The organism is Sphingomonas sp. T1 (genome assembly GCF_902506585.1).
GTDB lineage: Bacteria > Pseudomonadota > Alphaproteobacteria > Sphingomonadales > Sphingomonadaceae > Sphingomonas > Sphingomonas aerolata.
Genome location: NZ_LR733875.1, coordinates 3,506,794 through 3,524,283 on the forward strand (window position 1 = coordinate 3,506,794; position 17,490 = coordinate 3,524,283).

A 17,490-nucleotide genomic window follows, 5' to 3' on the forward strand; every position below is an offset into this window, starting at 1 on the left:
CCACGGCGTCAACGATGGAGCGGCAAAACCGCGCTGCCATCCGTGGAACGGCGGCGCGCGCGCTTAGCAGTTGAAACCGCCGCCGCGGTGGCGATAGAGCTTGGCCGGACACGAACCGCGTCGGCAACAGGACATCAGCATGCGCATTCTCGCCTTCGGGCTCGCCGCCCTCGTCACGGCGGCGCTGGGCACCGAGCCTGCCGCCGCCGCGGATCCGGTACGCAAGCTCCCTTATTATGCCTCGATCTCGGCGGGGCGCGCGCGGTTGCGGACCGGGCCGGCCCGCGCCTATCCCGCCAGCTGGCTGTATCAGCGTGCCGACCTGCCCGTGCGCGTGATCGCGATCCACAAGGAATGGCGCAAGATCGCCGATCCTGACGGCACCGAAGGCTGGATGCAGGCCAATCTGATGAGCAGCACGCGCACCGCGATCGTGCGCGGCACGACCCCGATCGCGATCCTCGACCGCCCGAGTGACACCGGACGCCTGCAGTGGCGCGCGGCCCCCGGCGTCGTCGGTCGGCTGAGCCAGTGCGGCAATGGCTGGTGCAAGATGGACATCAAGGGACAGGCCGGTTTCGTGCGCGTCGACGCGCTGTGGGGAATCGATGCGGACGAAGCGTTGCCCTGAGCGATGACGCGCCGTCGCACCCGGATCGCGTCATGCGGATAGAGCGCGACGATCTGACGCGCGACGCGGTCGTCGATCTGGTCGCGCTGCACCAGCGCGCCGCGCATGCCAATTCGCCGCCGGGCTGTGTCTTTGCCCTCGACCTCGCCGGGCTGCGCGATCCGTCGGTGGTGGTGTGGTCGGCCTGGGACGGGGCGGGGGGCGATTCGACCCTGCTCGGGATCGTCGCGGTGAAGCCGCTCGACGCGGGGCATTGCGAACTGAAATCGATGCGGACGCATCCCGACCATGTACGCCGCGGCGTCGGCGCGGCGCTGCTGGAGCATGCGATCCGCCATGCCAGAGACATGGGCGCGGCCCGGATCAGCCTCGAGACCGGGAGCAACGCCGCCCATGCCGCGGCGCGCGCACTGTACGAACGCGCAGGCTTTGTCCGCTGTAAGCGGTTCGGGTCCTATCCGCCCTCGCGGTTCAGCCGATATTACACGCTAGGTCTCTGACGCCGGCAACGCCGGCCGGGATCGACTTGACGGCGCGGGACGTGCCCGGCACGCGCGGCGGATGATCGACGCCATGCCCGTGCCGAGCCCGATGATCGCCGCGGCGGCGCTGGGCGTGCTCGGTGCGATCGTCGGCAGCTTCATCGCCGCGCTGGTGATTCGCTGGCCGCAAGACCGGTCGGTCGTTCGCGGGCGGTCGGCGTGCGATGCGTGCGGGCGCACGCTGACCGCGATCGATCTCGTCCCACTGGTCAGTGCGCTGCTGCTGCGGGGGCGGTGTCGGTCTTGCGGTGCGCAGATCGATCCGTTGCACTGGCGGATCGAGGCGTGCGGGCTGGCGATCGGTATCGCCGCGGGGCTCGTCGCGCCGGGGCAGGCTGCCTTGTGGGGTGCGGTCTTCGGCTGGCTGTTGCTGGCACTCGCCGCGCTCGACCTCGTCGCCTTCTGGCTGCCCGACCGTCTGACCCTCTTGCTCGCGCTCGGCGGTGCGGCGGGCGGCGTCGCCGGACTGGCGCCCGGGGGACTCGACCGGCTGATCGGCGGGATCGCGGGGTTCGCCCTCCTCTGGGCGATCGCGGCGGGCTATCGTCGAATCCGTGGGCATGACGGGATGGGCAGCGGCGATCCCAAGCTGTTCGGTGCGATCGGCCTGTGGCTCGGCTGGCAAATGCTGCCCGCCGTGTTGCTGATCGCCAGCATGGTCGGGCTGGGCGCGGTGCTGACGATGCGCGTCGGCGGCAAACCCGTCACCGGGCAGACCGCGATGCCGTTCGGCGCATTGCTGGCGATCGCGGCTTATCCGGCCTGGCTCTTCATGATAGCGTCGGGCGGATGATGCTATTGCTTATCGCCGCGGCCGTGCAGGCCGCCACGCCCGCCAAGACGGTGCCCGGCGACACCACCAAGGCTCCCGCGACGCTCGGTCCGATCGGCAAGCAGGCGATGCCTGCACGGGGATGCGCGGCGTATCTCTGGTCGACGGGCGATCGCGCGCTGGTGGCGATGGCGACCGCCGACTTGGCGCGGTTGCGTCTCGCAGTCGACGGCAAGCCGGTCGATTATGCGCGAGTCGACGAGGCCGGGCCGGGTGGCTACGGCTTTGCCGGGGTGACGACCTATCGCGGTGGCGACCTGACCGTCGCGCTCGACATGACGATCGTCACGCGCGAGGATCTGGCGTCCGGCGCGATGGTACCCAATGCGACGCTACGGCTTGAGCGGCCGGGCCGCGACACCATCGTCCTTCCGGTGGCCGGTATGATCGGCTGCGTGTGAATCGCCGGATGACGGAAACCAACCCAAGTTTCGTGCGTTGCGAGGGATTAACGGGGATGAATCGAACGCGGTCGCCCTTCGAAAGGGGATCGTGTTTCCTGTGACGAGTTCGACAAGACGGCACTATTGGCTCGCGATCGCTCTGGCGGCGACTGTGGCTGCTCCCGGCGAGGCCCAGCTGGCAAAGCCCGGTACCGCGCCAGCGAAGGGACCCGACGCACCCACCGCCGAGCAGCGATCCGATACCGGTGATGCCGATCCCAAGGGCAATGCCCCGATCGTCCCCGACGCGGAATTCAACCAGGCGCTGCCGCCGCTTTCGAACGACATCAACGCACCGCTCGAACCGATGGCGAGCGAAACCGCGCCCGTGACGCCCGCGACGGATGTGACCTCCGCGACGACCGCGACGGGCGCCGTATTGCCCCCCATCGGTCCCGAAGATCCGCAGCTGGTCGTGCCGCTTCCCGCGCTCGCGAGCTACGACACGGCACCGCTGGCGACCGCTGCGGACATCAAGGACAAGGATGCGCCCGAGATCCGCTATGATGCGGAGATCAAGGGTCTGGCCGATGCGGGCGACGGGCTCGAGGCGCGCTACAAGGCCCTGTCGGCGCTGAAGGGTGGCGGCAAGGCGGCCAACACGACGCAGGTTTCGGCGCGCGCGAAGGAAGACGAGGCGCTGGTCGTCCGGCTGCTGAAGTCGCTCGGCTATTATGATGCGACCGCGATTTCCACGATCGAGGCAGTTCCCGAAAAGCCCGGCCGGCTGAAGGCGATCGTCAGCGCGCAGCCGGGGCGGCTCTACACGCTCGGTTCGATCGACGTGAAGACCGCGCAGACCATTCCGCCGGATCTGGTGCGCAGCCAGTTGCCGCTGAAGGTCGGCGATCCGATCCAGGCGGACCGGATCCAGGGGGCGGAAGCCAATGTCTCGCTGATGCTGCCGCAGATGGGCTATCCCTTCGTCAAGGTCGGCGAGCGCGACATCCTGCTCGACGACGAGGCGCAGGTCCCGACCGGTGCCTATACGCTGCCCGTCGATACGGGTCCGCGCGCCTCGTTCGGGCAGTTGCGCACCGAAGGCGACGCAGTGTTCGACATCGAGCATCTGAACGTCTTTCCGCGGTTCGAGGAAGGGCAGCTCTACGACAACCGGATGACAGACGACCTGCGCGACGCGCTGGTCGCGACGAGCCTGTTCCAGAGCGTCTCGGTGGTGCCGCAGCGGACCGGCCGCACCAACCCCGACGGCACCGAGCAGGTCGACCTGCTGGTCCGGCAGGAAAAGGGCCCGGCGCGCACGCTGGGCGGCAATGTCGGCTTCTCGACCGGGCAGGGCTTCCGCGCCGAGGGGACCTGGCAGCATCGCAACCTGTTTCCCTATGAGGGTGGCCTGCTCGCGTCGGTGATCGCGGGGACGCAGGAACAAGGGCTTGCGGGCACGTTCCGTCGCGCCAATGCCGGGCGTCGCGACCGCACCTTCAGCCTGACGGCGGGGGCCAATCATTCGAACTACGACGCCTATGAGGCGTTCACGACGAGCGTCGGCATCCGCTGGAGCTATGATTCGACGCCGATCTGGCAGAAGCCGATCACCTATTATTATGGCGGCGAACTCGTCGGCACGAACGAGAGCGTGTACGATTTTGCCCGCGGCGAGAACGTCCGGCGGACCTACGGCATCGTCGCGCTGCCCGGACAGCTGTTGTTCGACCGCTCCGACAGCCTGCTGAACCCGACCAAGGGCTTCCGCCTGCGTTTGAACGCCAGCCCCGAAACATCGGTGCAGGGCTCGGTCAAACCCTATGTCCGCGCGATGGTCGAAGGGACCTTCTACTATCCCGTGTCGAGCAGCATCGTGATCGCCGGCCGCGCCAAGGCGGGAACGATCCAGGGCGTCGCGCGCGACGACCTAGCGCCGTCGCGGCGCTATTATGGCGGTGGCGGCGGATCGGTCCGCGGCTATGGCTATCAGCGGCTCGGGCCGTTCGATCCCAATGGCGATCCGGTCGGCGGTCGTTCGCTCAACGAGTTCGCGCTCGAGGCGCGCTACCGCTTCGGCGATTTCGGCATCGTGCCGTTCATCGACGCGGGCAACAGCTATGAGAGCAGCACGCCGAACCTGTCGAGCCTGCGCTATGGCGCGGGTATCGGCGGTCGCTTCTACACCAGCTTCGGTCCGATGCGCATCGACGTCGCGACGCCGCTGAACCCACGCGAGGGCGACGGCAAGGTCGCGCTCTACATCTCGATCGGGCAGGCATTCTGATGGCCGAAAACGGCGCACCCCCTGCCGACCAGGGTCCTATCGATCAGGCTGACGACAGCGTCGTGGCCCGTCGGCCGCTGTGGCAGCGGATCCTCAAGGGGATCGTGATCCTGGTCGTGGCGCTGATCGCACTCGTGCTGATCGTGCTGTTCGGGATCAACACCGATCCCGGTCGCCGTCTCGTCGCGGATCAGATCGGTGGCTACACGACCGCGTCCGGCCTCAACATCAAGGTCGGCCGGATCGACGGATCGATCTACGGCGCGATGACGCTCAGCGACGTCCGCGTGTCGGACCCGACCGGCGTGTTCCTCACCAGCCCGAAGCTGCGCGTCGACTGGCGCCCGTTCGCCTTTGCCAGCAACCATGTCGATGTCCGGTCACTGACCACGCCGCTGGTCACGCTGCAACGGCGTCCGGTGCTCAAGGCAACCCCGACCGATCCCAACGCGCCGCTACTGCCCGATCTCGATATCGACGTGAACCGGCTGGTGATCGACCGGTTCGTGATCGGCAAGCCGGTGACGGGCCAGACGCATATCCTCAAGATCGACGGCGCGGTCCATATCGCGGACAAGCGTGCGCAGCTGACGACCAACGCCGCCGCGCTGACGGGCCCCGGCATTGCCGGCGGCGACCGGCTGATCCTCAAGCTCGACGCGGTGCCCGAACAGAACAAGCTCGACGTCAACGTCAAGCTGACCGCACCCGTCGGCGGTGTGGTCGCGACGATGGGGGCGCTCAAGGCACCGTTGACCGCGACGGTCGACGGACGCGGAAGCTGGGCCGCATGGCGCGGTCGTGCAGTCGCGACGCTGGGCGGCGGCGAGCTCGCCAATCTCGGCCTGACCGCGAAGAACGGCCATATCGAGGTGCGCGGCGCGACCCGCCCCGGCCTGTATCTCGAAGGCCCGGTCGAGCGCCTGACCGCGCCGCAGCTCGACGTGGCGATCGACACGACGCTGAACGACCGCAAGGCCGACACGCGCATGACGCTGAAGTCGGATGCGCTCGCGGTCGATGCCGGTGGCCTGATCGATCTCGCCAACAGCCGGTTCGCCAACTTCGCGGTCGATGCCAAGCTTCTGACCCCAGGGGCGATCCTGCCCAATCTGCGCGGTCGCGATGTCACCGCGCGCGTCGTCCTCGACGGGGCGTTCGCGACCCCGACGGTCGACTACAAGGTCCGGGCCGCGACGATCGCCTTCGGCGACATGGGTGTCGAGAACCTCTATGCCGAGGGTCTCGCGCGCGTGAATGCCGACCGCATTCTCCTGCCGATCAAGGCGCGCGCACGTCGCGTGACCGGGCTCAATGCGGCGGTTGGCGGCCTCGCGACCAACGTCGCGATCGACGGGGACTTCGCGATCTCCGGCGTCAACGTCCTGTCCGACAACCTCAAGATCCGTTCGGACAAGATCGACGCGACCGCGGTCGTTGTCGCGAACATGTCGACCGGACGCTACACCGGCGCGCTCAAGGGGCGGGTCAACAACTACCGCGTTGACGGGATCGGCATCGTCAACCTGACGACCGATGCAAAGCTGGTGCCGGGCCCCAATGGCGGGTTCGGCATCACCGGCCGCGTCGTCGCGCAGACCGCACAGATCTTCAACGAGGGCGCGCGCAGCTTCCTCGGCGGTAACGCGATCGTCCGGTCGGACATCGGGTACAGCCCCGAGGGGATCGTGACCTTCCGCAACCTCCGCATGAACGCGCCGCAATTCCGCGTGACGCGCGGTGAGGGGCGGTTCGATCCGGCGACCGGTGCGGTGCTCGTCAACGCGGATGCCTATTCGACCGTCTACGGTCCGCTCTCGGCGCGGGTCACGGGCAGCGCGACCGCGCCGGTCGTCGTCCTGCGCGCACCGCGGCCGGGCGTCGGCGTCGGGCTGGTCAATCTCCAGGCGCGGGTGGTCGGGCGAAACGGGGCCTATGCCGTCGTCGCGAGCGGCGGCACCGATTACGGGCCGTTCACCGCCGATGTGCTGGTCACGCCGGGCACGCAGCTTGCGGTCGACGTGCGTCGTGCGGTCTTCGCGGGCATCGTTGCACGCGGCCGGATCGTGCAGAGTGCGGCGGGGCCGTTCGGCGGTGCGCTGCAGTTCGCGGGGCAGGGGCTGACGGGCAATGTCCGTCTCGCCAATCAAGGCGGGTATCAGCGCGCCGATGTCGCTGCGCGGGCCTATGGCGCGAAGATTCCGGGGATGGTCGATTTCACGATCGGCCGCGCGATCGTCGATGCCAGCGCCGTGCTGTATCCAAAGGCGCCCGAGGTGATCGCCGACGTCCAGATCGCCGACATGCGCTACGGCGAGGTCGTGTTGTCCGCCGCGCGCGCAAAGGTGAATTACGTCGGCGGCAAGGGCACGGCCCAGGCACTGGCGACGGGGTCGAGCGGCGTACCGTTCCGCCTCGCGATGAATGCGAAGCTGAGCCCCGATAACTATCTGGTCGCGCTCAAGGGCCAGGCGAACGGGATCGACTTCCGCACCGCCAATCCCGCGCGGATCCAGGCGACGCAGGGCGTCTATCGCCTTTCGCCGACCCGGATCGACTTCGGTCAGGGGACAGCGGCCGGCGCAGCACGCCTTGCCGGCAGCTATGGCCGCGGATTGAACGCACAGGCGCGGCTCGACAAGCTCGACCTGTCGGTGCTGAGCGCGCTGATGCCGAACCTCGGGATCGGCGGCACCGCGACCGGCAGCCTCGACTTCGCCCAGGCCAACAGCACTGCGGTGCCCACGGCGAACGTCCGTGCGACGGTGAGCAACTTCACCCGTACGGGAATCGCGGCGGTGTCCGATCCGGTCGACATCGTGTTTGCCGGCACGCTGAATGCCGATGGTGGGACCGGCCGCGCGCTGGTTCGGCGCGGGCCGACGGTGGTGGGGCGCATGGTCGCCAATCTCCGGCCGCTCGGTGATGGCGCATCCTGGTCCGAACGGCTCATGGCGGCACCACTGTCGGGTGGCATTCGGTACAACGGGCCATCGGCAGTGCTGTTCAGCCTGGCCGCGCTGCCCAACCAGCAGCTGTCCGGGCCGATCGCGATCGCGGCGGACTTCTCCGGGCGTGTCCAGGCGCCGCGTCTGAACGGCATCGTCCGGGCCGATTCGCTGACCTATGACAATGAGGTCTACGGCACGCGGCTGTCGCAGATGGCGATCAACGCTCGGTTCAACAACGACCGGCTTGAACTGACGCAGCTGCGGGCCCGTGCCGGCAATGGCAGTGTACAGGCCCAGGGCAGCGTCGGGCTTGCCGCGGACAGCGGCTTCCCGATCGATCTGCGCGCGACCCTCGACAATGCACAGCTTGCCAAGAGCGACGCGCTCAGTGCGACGACGACCGGGTCGGTGCGGTTCACCTATGGCCGCGATGGCGGACTGCTCAAGGGTGACCTGCAGATCCCGGAGGCGCGCTACGAGATCATCCGCCAGGGTCAGGCGGAAGTCGCCGAGCTGACCGGTATCCGTCGCAAGAGCGAGATCCGGCCGGCCCTGCCGACCGATCGTCCGGCGCGGCCCGCGCCGCCGAGCCTGATCAAGCTCGACCTCCGGGTGCGGGCGCCGAACCAACTGTTCGTGTCCGGCATGGGTCTCGAATCGGAATGGGAGATGGACATGCGGATCACCGGCACGTCGACCGCGCCGGTCGTCACCGGTGGGCTCGACATCGTCCGCGGTACCTATTCGTTCGCGGGCAAGCGGTTCGAGGTCAATCGCGGCACGATCCGCTTCCGTGGCGGGGCGCTGACTGATCCGGACATCAACATCCAGGCGACGACGACCACGAACAACATCACCGTCGTCATCAACGTCACGGGCACCGGCCAGCGGCCGCAGATCGCCTTCACCTCGACCCCGGCGCTGCCACAGGACGAGGTGCTGAGCAGGCTGTTGTTCGGGACCAACCCCGAGAATCTCTCGGCGACCGAGGCGATCCAGCTGGCGTCTGCGCTCAATTCGCTGCGCGGATCGGGTGGCGGGCTGAACCCGCTCGGCAAGCTGCGCTCGGCGACCGGCTTCGATCGTCTGCGCGTCCTTGGCGCCGACGAGGCCAGCGGGCGTGGCACTAGCCTTGCGGCAGGCAAGTACCTGACCGACAACATCTATGTGGAGATCGTGACCGACGCGAAGGGCTTCACCTCGACCCAGCTCGAGATTGCCCTGACCAAGGCGCTCAGCCTGCTCTCGTCGGCCGGCGCGCAGGGCGGGACCAATGCCAGCGTGAAATACTCCAAGGACTATTGATCGCTTCATCCCGTGGCGGCGCGAATCACGCCCGCCACGGGATCTCGCTTGATCGGTGATTTCCGCTTGCGGTCAGGCTCGCGCGTCCATTGACGTCGCGTGTGCGGGCGCAGGGATGTTGCGCGAAGGCCTGAGCCGTTCGTGAGACGATGCCGGGTGCCCGGGCTTTCCGCCGGCGATGTGGTGGTCCGTTCGGACTGATGACAGGAATGACGGCCGTCGCTGATTCGTGACCCGATACTGTCCTGCAGTGCGGTTCTACGCCTGTGGCACATCGCGGTCAGCGCACGGGGCAATGCCGTTCGCGGCGGGCCGGGGGGGGCAGGCCGGGCTGGATCTTAAACTACTATAGTTGAACGTCGCTAAATTGGCCCGGTGCCGATGGAAGCCGAACCACGAAACCGCGGATCTTTCCAAAAACGCCGGGCCGGCACCTGTTTACCAGGGGCGCATCGAGTCGCCATAGACGAGCGAAAGAATGAACTTCAGCACTTTTTTCTCCCTTATTCACGCCGTTTCGGACGCTTGATAAAGTTAATCAGGCGTTAATTGAAACACAACATGGTTTATTGATCGTTAACCATGTTTACGTGTCGTAATGGGAGGCTTAACGCTATCTTCAGTATCGGCAGCTAGCGTTTCGGAGATGAATGACCGGTCGCATCTTCCTTCCGACTGCCGTTGCGACGTGCGTGAGTGCGGGTATGCGTCGACGGGGCGGTCCTATGACTGACGTCCCGGAGCACGTGACTGTGCCTTGCCTTCCGGTCGCCTATCATGGCTGGCAGTTCGTCATCCTGGCAGAAGTGGCGAATTTCGCGATGCTTCGCCGGCATGTCGGGCGGGGCCGTGCAGACACGTTGGTCGGCGACATCGCGATCCGGATCGCAGCCTTGCTGCCACAGTCGCGCACCGAAATCGCCGCCCGCGACCTGATCGACATCGCGCTGCTGGGGGATCAGCAGAGCGATCTCGATCTGGCGCTCGACCAGATCGCGCACGCCTTCACCACGCCGTTCGACATCGATGGCGAGCTCTATCATGTCGACCTGACGCTGGGCGGCGCGTCGGTCCGTGCGCCACAGCACGACGAGGTTCGCCTGGTCGAGGAAGCCGAGCTCGCGCTTGCCGATGCTCGGGTCGAGCGCGGACCGATCGCACGCGACGTATCGGCGGCCAGCGCGTCGCTCGACCGGCTGATGCTGGCGCGCGAGCTGCACAAGGCGATCGGCGGCGACCAGCTGTTCCTTCAATATCAACCCAAGGTCCATCTGCGTCGGCAGGAGATCGTCAGTGTCGAGGCGCTGGTCCGCTGGCGCCATCCGCAACGCGGCCTCGTTCTGCCAAGCGACTTCATCCCGATCGCGGAGGAGAGCCGCGACATCGTCGCGCTCACGCTATGGACGATCGAGCAGGTTATCGGCGACCAGCGGATCCTGGCGGCGCATGGTCATGAACTGCCGATCTTCATCAATATCGCCGGCGTCTTGCTCGCCGATGCGCGATTCGTGCGGCAGGCGTGCGAGATGATCACGTCGAGCGGCGCGCGTCTGGGCTTCGAGATCACCGAGACGTCGGTGATTCGCGATCCGGAAAGCGCGATCCGGAATTTGCAGATCTTCGCGGATATCGGCATCGTGATCGCGATCGACGATTATGGTGCCGGCCTGTCGTCGCTCGCCTATCTCAAGCAGCTTCCCGCCAGCGAGCTCAAGATCGACAAGCTCTTCGTCACGCAACTCACCAGTTCGAACCGCGATCCGCTGATCGTCCGGTCGACCATCGATCTGGCGCATGCGCTCGAGATGGAAGTTGTGGCAGAAGGGGTTGAAACCCCGGCAGCAATGGCATTGCTGTCGGTCATGGGGTGCGACATGGTGCAGGGATTCCTGATCAGCCGCCCGATCGGGCTCGATGCGCTGCTCCCGTTCCTGGCGGAGGAACGTCACCTCGCAATCGCGCAGGATGTGCGGTCGCCTTTCACGCGGGTGGCGGCCTTTCGGAAGAGCGGCTGAATGCACAGGTCGATCCGATCGCGTGTGATCGCTTGCAGCCTGGCGGTGGGCGTGATGTTGGCAGCGCCCTTTCTGACGGCTGCGGCCCCGGTCGTGAAAGTGTCCGCCGCGACATCGGCGGTACGGTTCGACGCCGCGATAGCCGACGCGAAGTCGGCGATGCAGGTCGATCCTTCCGTGGCAATCCGTAAGGCAAAGGCAGCCGAGACGATCGCCCAAGGCATCAATGATCCGGTCCGGAAGGAGAACGCGCTCGCCACCGCCTGGTGGTTGCAGGGTGAGGCATTGATCCGGGTCAGCGACCCGGATCATGCCGAACTGCTCATCGCGCGGTCGCTGGCGATCGTTCAGCGGCGCGACCCCAATTCGAACCTGCACGCCAACGTCCTGCTGTCGCGGGGCGGGGTGCATGCGGCGCGCGGGCAGGTCGCCGCGTCGCTGGCCGACTACCAGAACGCGCACAACATCTTCCGCGCGCTTTCGGATAATCGCAATCGCGCAAAGGCGCTGATGTTGATTGCGGCGCTCTATGGCGACAGCAATGATGCCGAGTCGGCGCTGAAGTATCTGGGCCAAGCACTGGACACTTATGACGGCGATCCTGGTCTGCTAGTTTCAATCTATAATAACAGCGGGTCGTATCTGCAGGATCTTGGCCGTTACGATCAGTCCGCGGCGCAGTACCGCAACGCCCTGCGGCTTGCGGGGCAGATGAAAAGCCCGCTTTTGCAATCCCGTATCCAGGGAAATATTGCTAGGACGCTTCTCAAGGCTGGTAAGATCGCTGCGGCAGCGAAGGCCGTCGCGTCGAGCCAGCGCCTTACCCTGCGATCAGAAGCTGCGGTGTGGCGCGTTCAGCTCCTGCCGATCGCCGCCGAAGTTGCGTTAAAGCAGGGCAATCTGCAGCGCGCGTTGGCGCTGATTTCGGAACGTTTTGCGGGCGTCGATGTCGAAAAAACCAGCTTGTCGTTTAGGGAAGCGCACCAGACAGCTTATGTAATCTACAAAGCGCTCGACCGCCCTGCAGACGCACTCGTCCATCTCGAGGCGCAGAAGCGTCTGGATGATCAGGCGACCAAGCTTGCTACCAATATGAGCACGGCTTTGCTGGCGGCACGATTCGACTTTGCGAATCAGGAACTGAAGATTTCGAAGCTGCGCGCCAACGACCTCGAGCGCAGCGTGCGGTACGAGAAGGATCGGGCGAAGACACAGCGGCTGATGTTCATCGGCGCGATCGCCGCAGTTTCGATCATCATTGGCATGCTCGCGATCGGCCTGGTGACGATCCGTCGCAGTCGCGACAAGGTCCGGGCGGCGAATGACGATCTCGCGATCACCAATGCCGCGCTTGGCAAGGCACTCGCGGCGAAGACCGAATTCCTTGCCACGACGAGCCACGAGATCCGCACGCCGCTGAACGGGATCTTGGGCATGACCGAGGTCATGCTCGCTGACTCGCGCCTGACGCCCGACCTGCGCGATCGCCTTGGCATCGTGCGCGGCGCGGGGGCGACGATGCGCGCGCTGGTCGACGACATTCTCGACATCGCCAAGATGGAAACCGGCAACCTGACGATCGAGTTCGCGCCGTTCGATCTGTGCGCCACGGTGACCGATGCGGCGCAGATGTGGGAGGAGCAGGCCCGGTCGAAGGGGCTGTCGTTCACGCTCGACATGGCCGACTGCCCCGCCCGGATCATGGGCGACGCCGCGCGGGTGCGGCAGATCGTGTTCAACCTGTTGTCGAATGCGCTGAAATTCACCCGCGTGGGCGCGGTGACGGTGGCGTTGCGGACCGGGGAAGACCGGTTGTGGCTCGACGTATCCGATTCGGGCATCGGCATTCCGGCAAACAAGCTCGACGAGATCTTCGAATCCTTCCGCCAGGCGGATGCCGGAACGACGCGGCAGTTCGGCGGAACCGGGCTCGGCCTGTCGATCTGTCGCAACCTCGCGCGCGCGATGAATGGCGACGTCACGGTCACCAGCCGCGAAGGGCAGGGCGCCACGTTCACGCTCAGCCTGCCGCTGGTCCATGCGGAGGCGATCGCGCTCGGCGACCTTGGGGCCGATCAGGGCACCGGCGCGGCGACGCTGATCGTCGACCGCAATCCGATCATGCGCAGCATGTTCCGGACACTGGTGACGCCGCATTGCGACATCGTCCTGACCGCCGCCTCGATCGACGAGGCTGTCACACTGCTGGCGCAGACGGTGGTCGCAAACATCGTGATCGACGATGCGACGTTGCGCGCCGGTGCCGATCCGGGGCTGGCGCTGGAGCAGCTGACACGGGCGGCGGGTGATGCCGCGACGACGCTGTTGTGGCCCGCCGATCGGCTCGACGATCCGGCACTGCTCACTACTGCCATTACACGCATCGTTGCGAAGCCGGTATCGGGTGCGGATCTGGTCGAAGCGATCTTCGCGTCGCCGGTAGTTAAAAACAACGCAATTCCCGATCTTGTCTCGCGGGCGGCTTGATGCGTAAACGCCTAGCAATGACGGACAGTGCGCCTCTCCCGGTCGACCCGTCACGGAGGATATGTTGAACATATTGTTCATCGAGGACGATCGGATGAACCGCCGCGTGGTGGGCGACATGCTCGACGTGGCCGGCGCGACGATGGTCGAGGCGGAAAGCGCCGAGCGTGGCCTCGAAATCCTCGACGAGCAGGATTTCGAGATGGTGCTGGTCGACCTGCGCATGCCGGGCATGGACGGGATCACCGCGATCCGCCACATTCGCGCGCGGTCCGACGCCAAGGGCATGGTCCCGATCATCGTTGTGACCGCGGACGTCGCCCCCGACCTTCGCCAGCGCTGCCTTTCCGCGGGCGCCGACGACGTGATTTTCAAGCCGGTCGCGATGGATTCGCTGTTCGACGCGATCGGCCGGATCCTCGCACGTGAGGCACAGGGCGACGGGCTGATCGGCTGATCACAGGCCGGTCATACGGCCGCTAGAGCGTCTTTTCGTAGACCTGATAGACCTTGTTCATGCGGCTCTCGATCGTCTCGGCGATCGAGCGCATCCCCTGATTGTCGTCGAGGATCCAGCCGATCTCGGCGCGGGTCGCGCCGTAATCCTGCGAAGCGGAACGCCGGATATATTCGATCATCATGAAGGCGAGCTGGCTTGCCATGCGCGACGACTGCAGCTCCCGGACGACGCCCATCAGCGGGACGCGGACTGTTTTTACCTTTGGTTTGCGCAGCCACAGCAACAGCTTGGCCCAGCCGAACGGCAGGAGCGACCCGCGCAGCGGCTTGATCGCCTCGTTCAGGTCGGGCAGCGTGATCATGAACGCGACGGGCTTGCCGTCGACCTCGGCGATCCGGATCAGGTCGTTGAAGACGATCGGCTTGAGCTTGACCCCGACATCCTTGATCTCGGGCGGCGTCAGGGGCACGAACCCCCAGTTGCTCGACCAGGCATCGTTGAGGATGGCGAGGATGATCGCGGCCTCGTCCTCGAACCGCGACTTGTCGACCTCGCGGATGACGATCCGCGGGTTCTTCTCGCCCGACTTGATGATCCGCTGGACGATCGGCGGGAACTGCCGCGTGACGTCGACCTCATAGGTCATCAGCCGCTTGACGGGGACCTGGCCCGACCGCTCGACCCAGTCGCGATATTCGGGACGCGCATGCCCCATCATGATCGTCGGCGCGTGATCATAGCCTTCGACGAGGAGCCCGGGCTCCTCCCAGATCGACATGCTGATCGGGCCGAGCATCCGCGCCATGCCCTGCGCGCGCAGCCAATCCTCGGCCGCGGCGAGCAAAGCCTGGAACACCGGCTCGCTCTCCGCCTCCATCAGCCCCCATTGGCCGACGCCGGGGCCAAAGCCCTGTTCGGCGGGCATGGTGAGCGCGAGCGTGTCGATATGCGCCGAGATGCGACCGACGACCCGGCCATTCGCCTCGGCGAGGAACAGCTGCGCCTTGGCATGGCTGAACCAGCCATTCTTCTCGGGCGTGATCAGCCCGAGAGCCTCGGTCTTGAGCGGCGGGACCCAGTGCGGATCGTCGCGATAGAGGCCGAAGGGCACGTCGACAAAGACCTTGCGATCACGCTTCGTCTCGACCTTGCGGATCGTTATCGTACCGGCCATTGGCTCGCCCCTCAGCGCTGCGTCGTCAGCCGCTGCGGATATCGACGATCACGCAGTTCGTACAGCGGCTATTCCTCGGTCCGGAACAGGACAGCCTCGCCGATCAGGAAGAACAGGAGGAAGGGCGCCCAGGCGGCGAGGAACGGCGGATAGGCGCCAAGATTGCCCATCGCGAGCGCGAAATTGTCCGCGACGAAATAGGCAAAGCCCAGCCCCATGCCGATCACCGCGCGGACGAACAGCTTGCCCGACCGGGCGATGCCGAACGCCGCGACCGCGCCGAGCAGCGGCATCAGCACCGAGGAGAGCGGTCCCGACAGCTTGTGCCAGAGCGATCCCTCGAGTGCCTTGGTCGGGCGCCCCGCATCGGCCAAATCGCCGATCGCAGCCTTCAGCGCGCCGAAGGACAGGCTGTCGGCGTCGACGCTCGCGAGCGTGAACTGGTCGGGCCGGACATCGCGCCCGACGACCACCGAGCCGAGCGTGGTCAGCGTGCCACTGGCGACGTCGAACCGCGTTGCGGGGCCGATCTCCCAGCCCCCGGCGACGCGCTTGCCATTGGGGGCGCGGATAATCGAGACGAGGCTGCCGCCGGCGCGATCGTAGAGCGTCACCCCGCCGAGCCGCGTGCCCGCGCCCTTGCCGCGCGTCTGGTTCACCTGGATCAGGTCGTCGCCGTCGCGGACCCAGACATTGGCACGGTCGCCGCGGTCGATCGGCATCGCGCCGTAATTGACCTTCTGCCACTGCGACAGGGTGGCGGTGGCGCGCGATACGACGCGGTCGTTGAAGCTGAAGCTGACGATCGCGACAACCAGGCTGGCGATCAGCAGCGGGGCGAGCACCTGATGCGCGGACAGCCCCGACGCCTTGAGTGCGATGATCTCGCTGTTCTGATTCATCGTGATCAGCGTCAGGATGGTGCCGAGCAGCACCGAGAACGGTAGCGCGAAGGCGATGATCTGCGGTGCGCGCAGGCTGACATATTGCCAGACCTGCGCGTCGCCATTCCCCGCTTGCGCAAGGATGTTGCCCGATTCGCTCAGCAGGTCGAGCGCCTGGAGCACGAGCACCAGCGCGGCAAGGATGCTGAACGTCCGCGTCATGAACAGCCGGCCCATATAGACCGCGACCGTGCGCGACGGAAAGATCGTGATCCTGCTCATGCCGTCTTCTCTTTGCGGCGCCCGGGCAGCCGGCTGGTGATCGCCTTGCCGATCCGGCCGACGCCGCGCTCGAGCGCACCGATCGGCTCGCCGCCGGGGACATAGGCGATGGTGTAGTACATCCACAGGATCAGCCCTGCGAACACCGTGAACGGCACCCAGAGCGCGATCAGCGGGTCGATCCGGCCAAGCTCGCCGACGTCCGCCGCATATTGGTTCACTTTGTGATAGGTGACGATCATCACGATCGACAGGAAGACGCCGAGACCGGACGTCGACCGTTTCGCCGGCACGCCGAGCGCGACCGCGAGCATGGGCAGCAGGAACATCATCGCCACCTCTGCCAGACGGAAGTGGAATTCGGACCGGCTCGCATCGCGGAGCTCGGGCGTCGCCGCCTCATGCCCTGCACGCGCGAGTTCGGGCAGCGTGAATTCCAGGTTGCGCCCGCCGCGGACGCGGAAGCTCTCGAACTTGGGCAGGTTGATCGGCAGGTCATGGCTGCTGAAGGTCAGCACGCGCGGCGTCTTGAACTCGGGCCGTTCGTGGATCAGCGTCCCATTGGCGAGACGAAAGATGATGACGTTGGGATCGTCGGTCGCGAGGAAGCGTCCCTTTTCGGCGGTGACGCCGATCCAGTCGTTCTTCGGCGTCTGCGCATGGACGAAGATGCCCGACAGCTCGCGCCCCTTGTCGCGGCTCTGCTCGATCCGCAGCGTCATCCGGTCGCCCAGATGCGTGAACTCGCCGACCTTGATCGACGCGCCGAGCGCGCCGGTCCGCAGCTCGAAGCGGAGCCCCTCGTAATAATAGCGGGCGATCGGCTGGAGATAGCCGACGATCAGCAGGTTCGCGATCGCCAGCACGATGGCGAACATATAGGGCACCCGCAGCAGCCGCGTATAGCTCATCCCGACGCTGCGCAGGACGTCGAGTTCCGACGTCGTCGCGAGCTTGCGGAACGCGAGCAGGATGCCGAGCAGCAACCCGATCGGAATCCCGAGGCCGAGATATTCGGGCAGCAGATTGGCGAGCATCCGCCAGACGACGCTGATCGGTCCGCCCTCGGTCGCGACGAAATCGAACAGCCGGCGCATCCGGTCGAGCACGAGCAGCATCGCCGCGATGATCAGCGTCGAAAAGAGCGGGACCGCGATCAGCCGGGCCATGTAGCGATCGATGGATTTCATGAAGCGGGGGCTCTGCGAGCGCCTCGAACGCGAGGCGTGGGGCGGGTCTATATCAGCTTTTCGC

12 protein-coding genes are annotated in these 17,490 nt (G+C 66.2%); 9 read left to right on the forward strand and 3 right to left on the reverse strand.

All coding sequences use genetic code 11. The annotated features are described in order from the left end of the window. The first annotated feature begins 139 nt into the window (after positions 1-139). From GV027_RS16095 to GV027_RS16135, 9 genes are all read left to right on the forward strand, one after another. On the forward strand, positions 140-631 hold the full coding sequence (locus GV027_RS16095; protein ID WP_159512457.1) for an SH3 domain-containing protein: 492 nt from the start codon (positions 140-142) through the stop codon (positions 629-631). A 32-nt stretch (positions 632-663) separates the two neighbouring features. Beyond that, a complete protein-coding gene (locus GV027_RS16100; protein WP_159512458.1) occupies positions 664-1,131 on the forward strand; it encodes a GNAT family N-acetyltransferase in 468 nt (155 codons plus the stop codon). 61 nt (positions 1,132-1,192) lie between these two features. Beyond that, positions 1,193-1,966, forward strand: a complete 774-nt coding sequence (locus GV027_RS16105) for a prepilin peptidase (RefSeq protein ID WP_236559259.1) — start codon at positions 1,193-1,195, stop codon at positions 1,964-1,966. Continuing rightward, positions 1,963-2,406, forward strand: coding sequence for a hypothetical protein (locus tag GV027_RS16110; protein ID WP_159512459.1), 444 nt, complete (start codon positions 1,963-1,965; stop codon positions 2,404-2,406). The genes GV027_RS16105 and GV027_RS16110 overlap by 4 nt, the downstream gene beginning before the upstream one ends. 154 nt (positions 2,407-2,560) lie before the next feature. Then, entirely contained in the window at positions 2,561-4,678 is a 2,118-nt protein-coding gene (locus tag GV027_RS16115; RefSeq protein ID WP_236559260.1) for a BamA/TamA family outer membrane protein, read from the forward strand. Next, entirely contained in the window at positions 4,678-8,934 is a 4,257-nt protein-coding gene (locus GV027_RS16120; RefSeq protein ID WP_159512460.1) for a translocation/assembly module TamB domain-containing protein, read from the forward strand. The genes GV027_RS16115 and GV027_RS16120 overlap by 1 nt, the downstream gene beginning before the upstream one ends. A gap of 725 nt (positions 8,935-9,659) precedes the next feature. Continuing rightward, entirely contained in the window at positions 9,660-10,949 is a 1,290-nt protein-coding gene (locus GV027_RS16125; protein WP_201302632.1) for an EAL domain-containing protein, read from the forward strand. Beyond that, positions 10,950-13,436 (forward strand): ATP-binding protein, encoded by a 2,487-nt coding sequence (locus GV027_RS16130; protein ID WP_236559261.1) that lies wholly within the window; start codon positions 10,950-10,952, stop codon positions 13,434-13,436. Positions 13,437-13,500: 64 nt separating this feature from the next. After that, positions 13,501-13,893, forward strand: coding sequence for a response regulator (locus tag GV027_RS16135; protein ID WP_031394137.1), 393 nt, complete (start codon positions 13,501-13,503; stop codon positions 13,891-13,893). 22 nt (positions 13,894-13,915) lie between these two features. Here GV027_RS16135 and GV027_RS16140 read toward each other — a convergent pair whose 3' ends face one another. The 3 genes from GV027_RS16140 to lptF all read right to left on the reverse strand — a co-directional run bounded on the left by GV027_RS16140 (position 13,916) and on the right by lptF (position 17,426). Further along, positions 13,916-15,070 carry an N-acetyltransferase gene (locus tag GV027_RS16140; RefSeq protein WP_159512462.1) on the reverse strand — a complete coding sequence of 385 codons (1,155 nt, stop codon included), beginning with the start codon at positions 15,068-15,070 and terminating at the stop codon, positions 13,916-13,918. 68 nt (positions 15,071-15,138) lie between these two features. Continuing rightward, the gene (lptG, locus tag GV027_RS16145; protein WP_031394135.1) at positions 15,139-16,236 is read right to left on the reverse strand and encodes an LPS export ABC transporter permease LptG; all 1,098 of its coding nucleotides are present in this window, start codon (positions 16,234-16,236) and stop codon (positions 15,139-15,141) included. After that, the gene (lptF, locus tag GV027_RS16150; RefSeq protein WP_031394134.1) at positions 16,233-17,426 is read right to left on the reverse strand and encodes an LPS export ABC transporter permease LptF; all 1,194 of its coding nucleotides are present in this window, start codon (positions 17,424-17,426) and stop codon (positions 16,233-16,235) included. Before lptF ends, lptG begins: the two co-directional genes overlap by 4 nt. Positions 17,427-17,490: the final 64 nt, after the last annotated feature.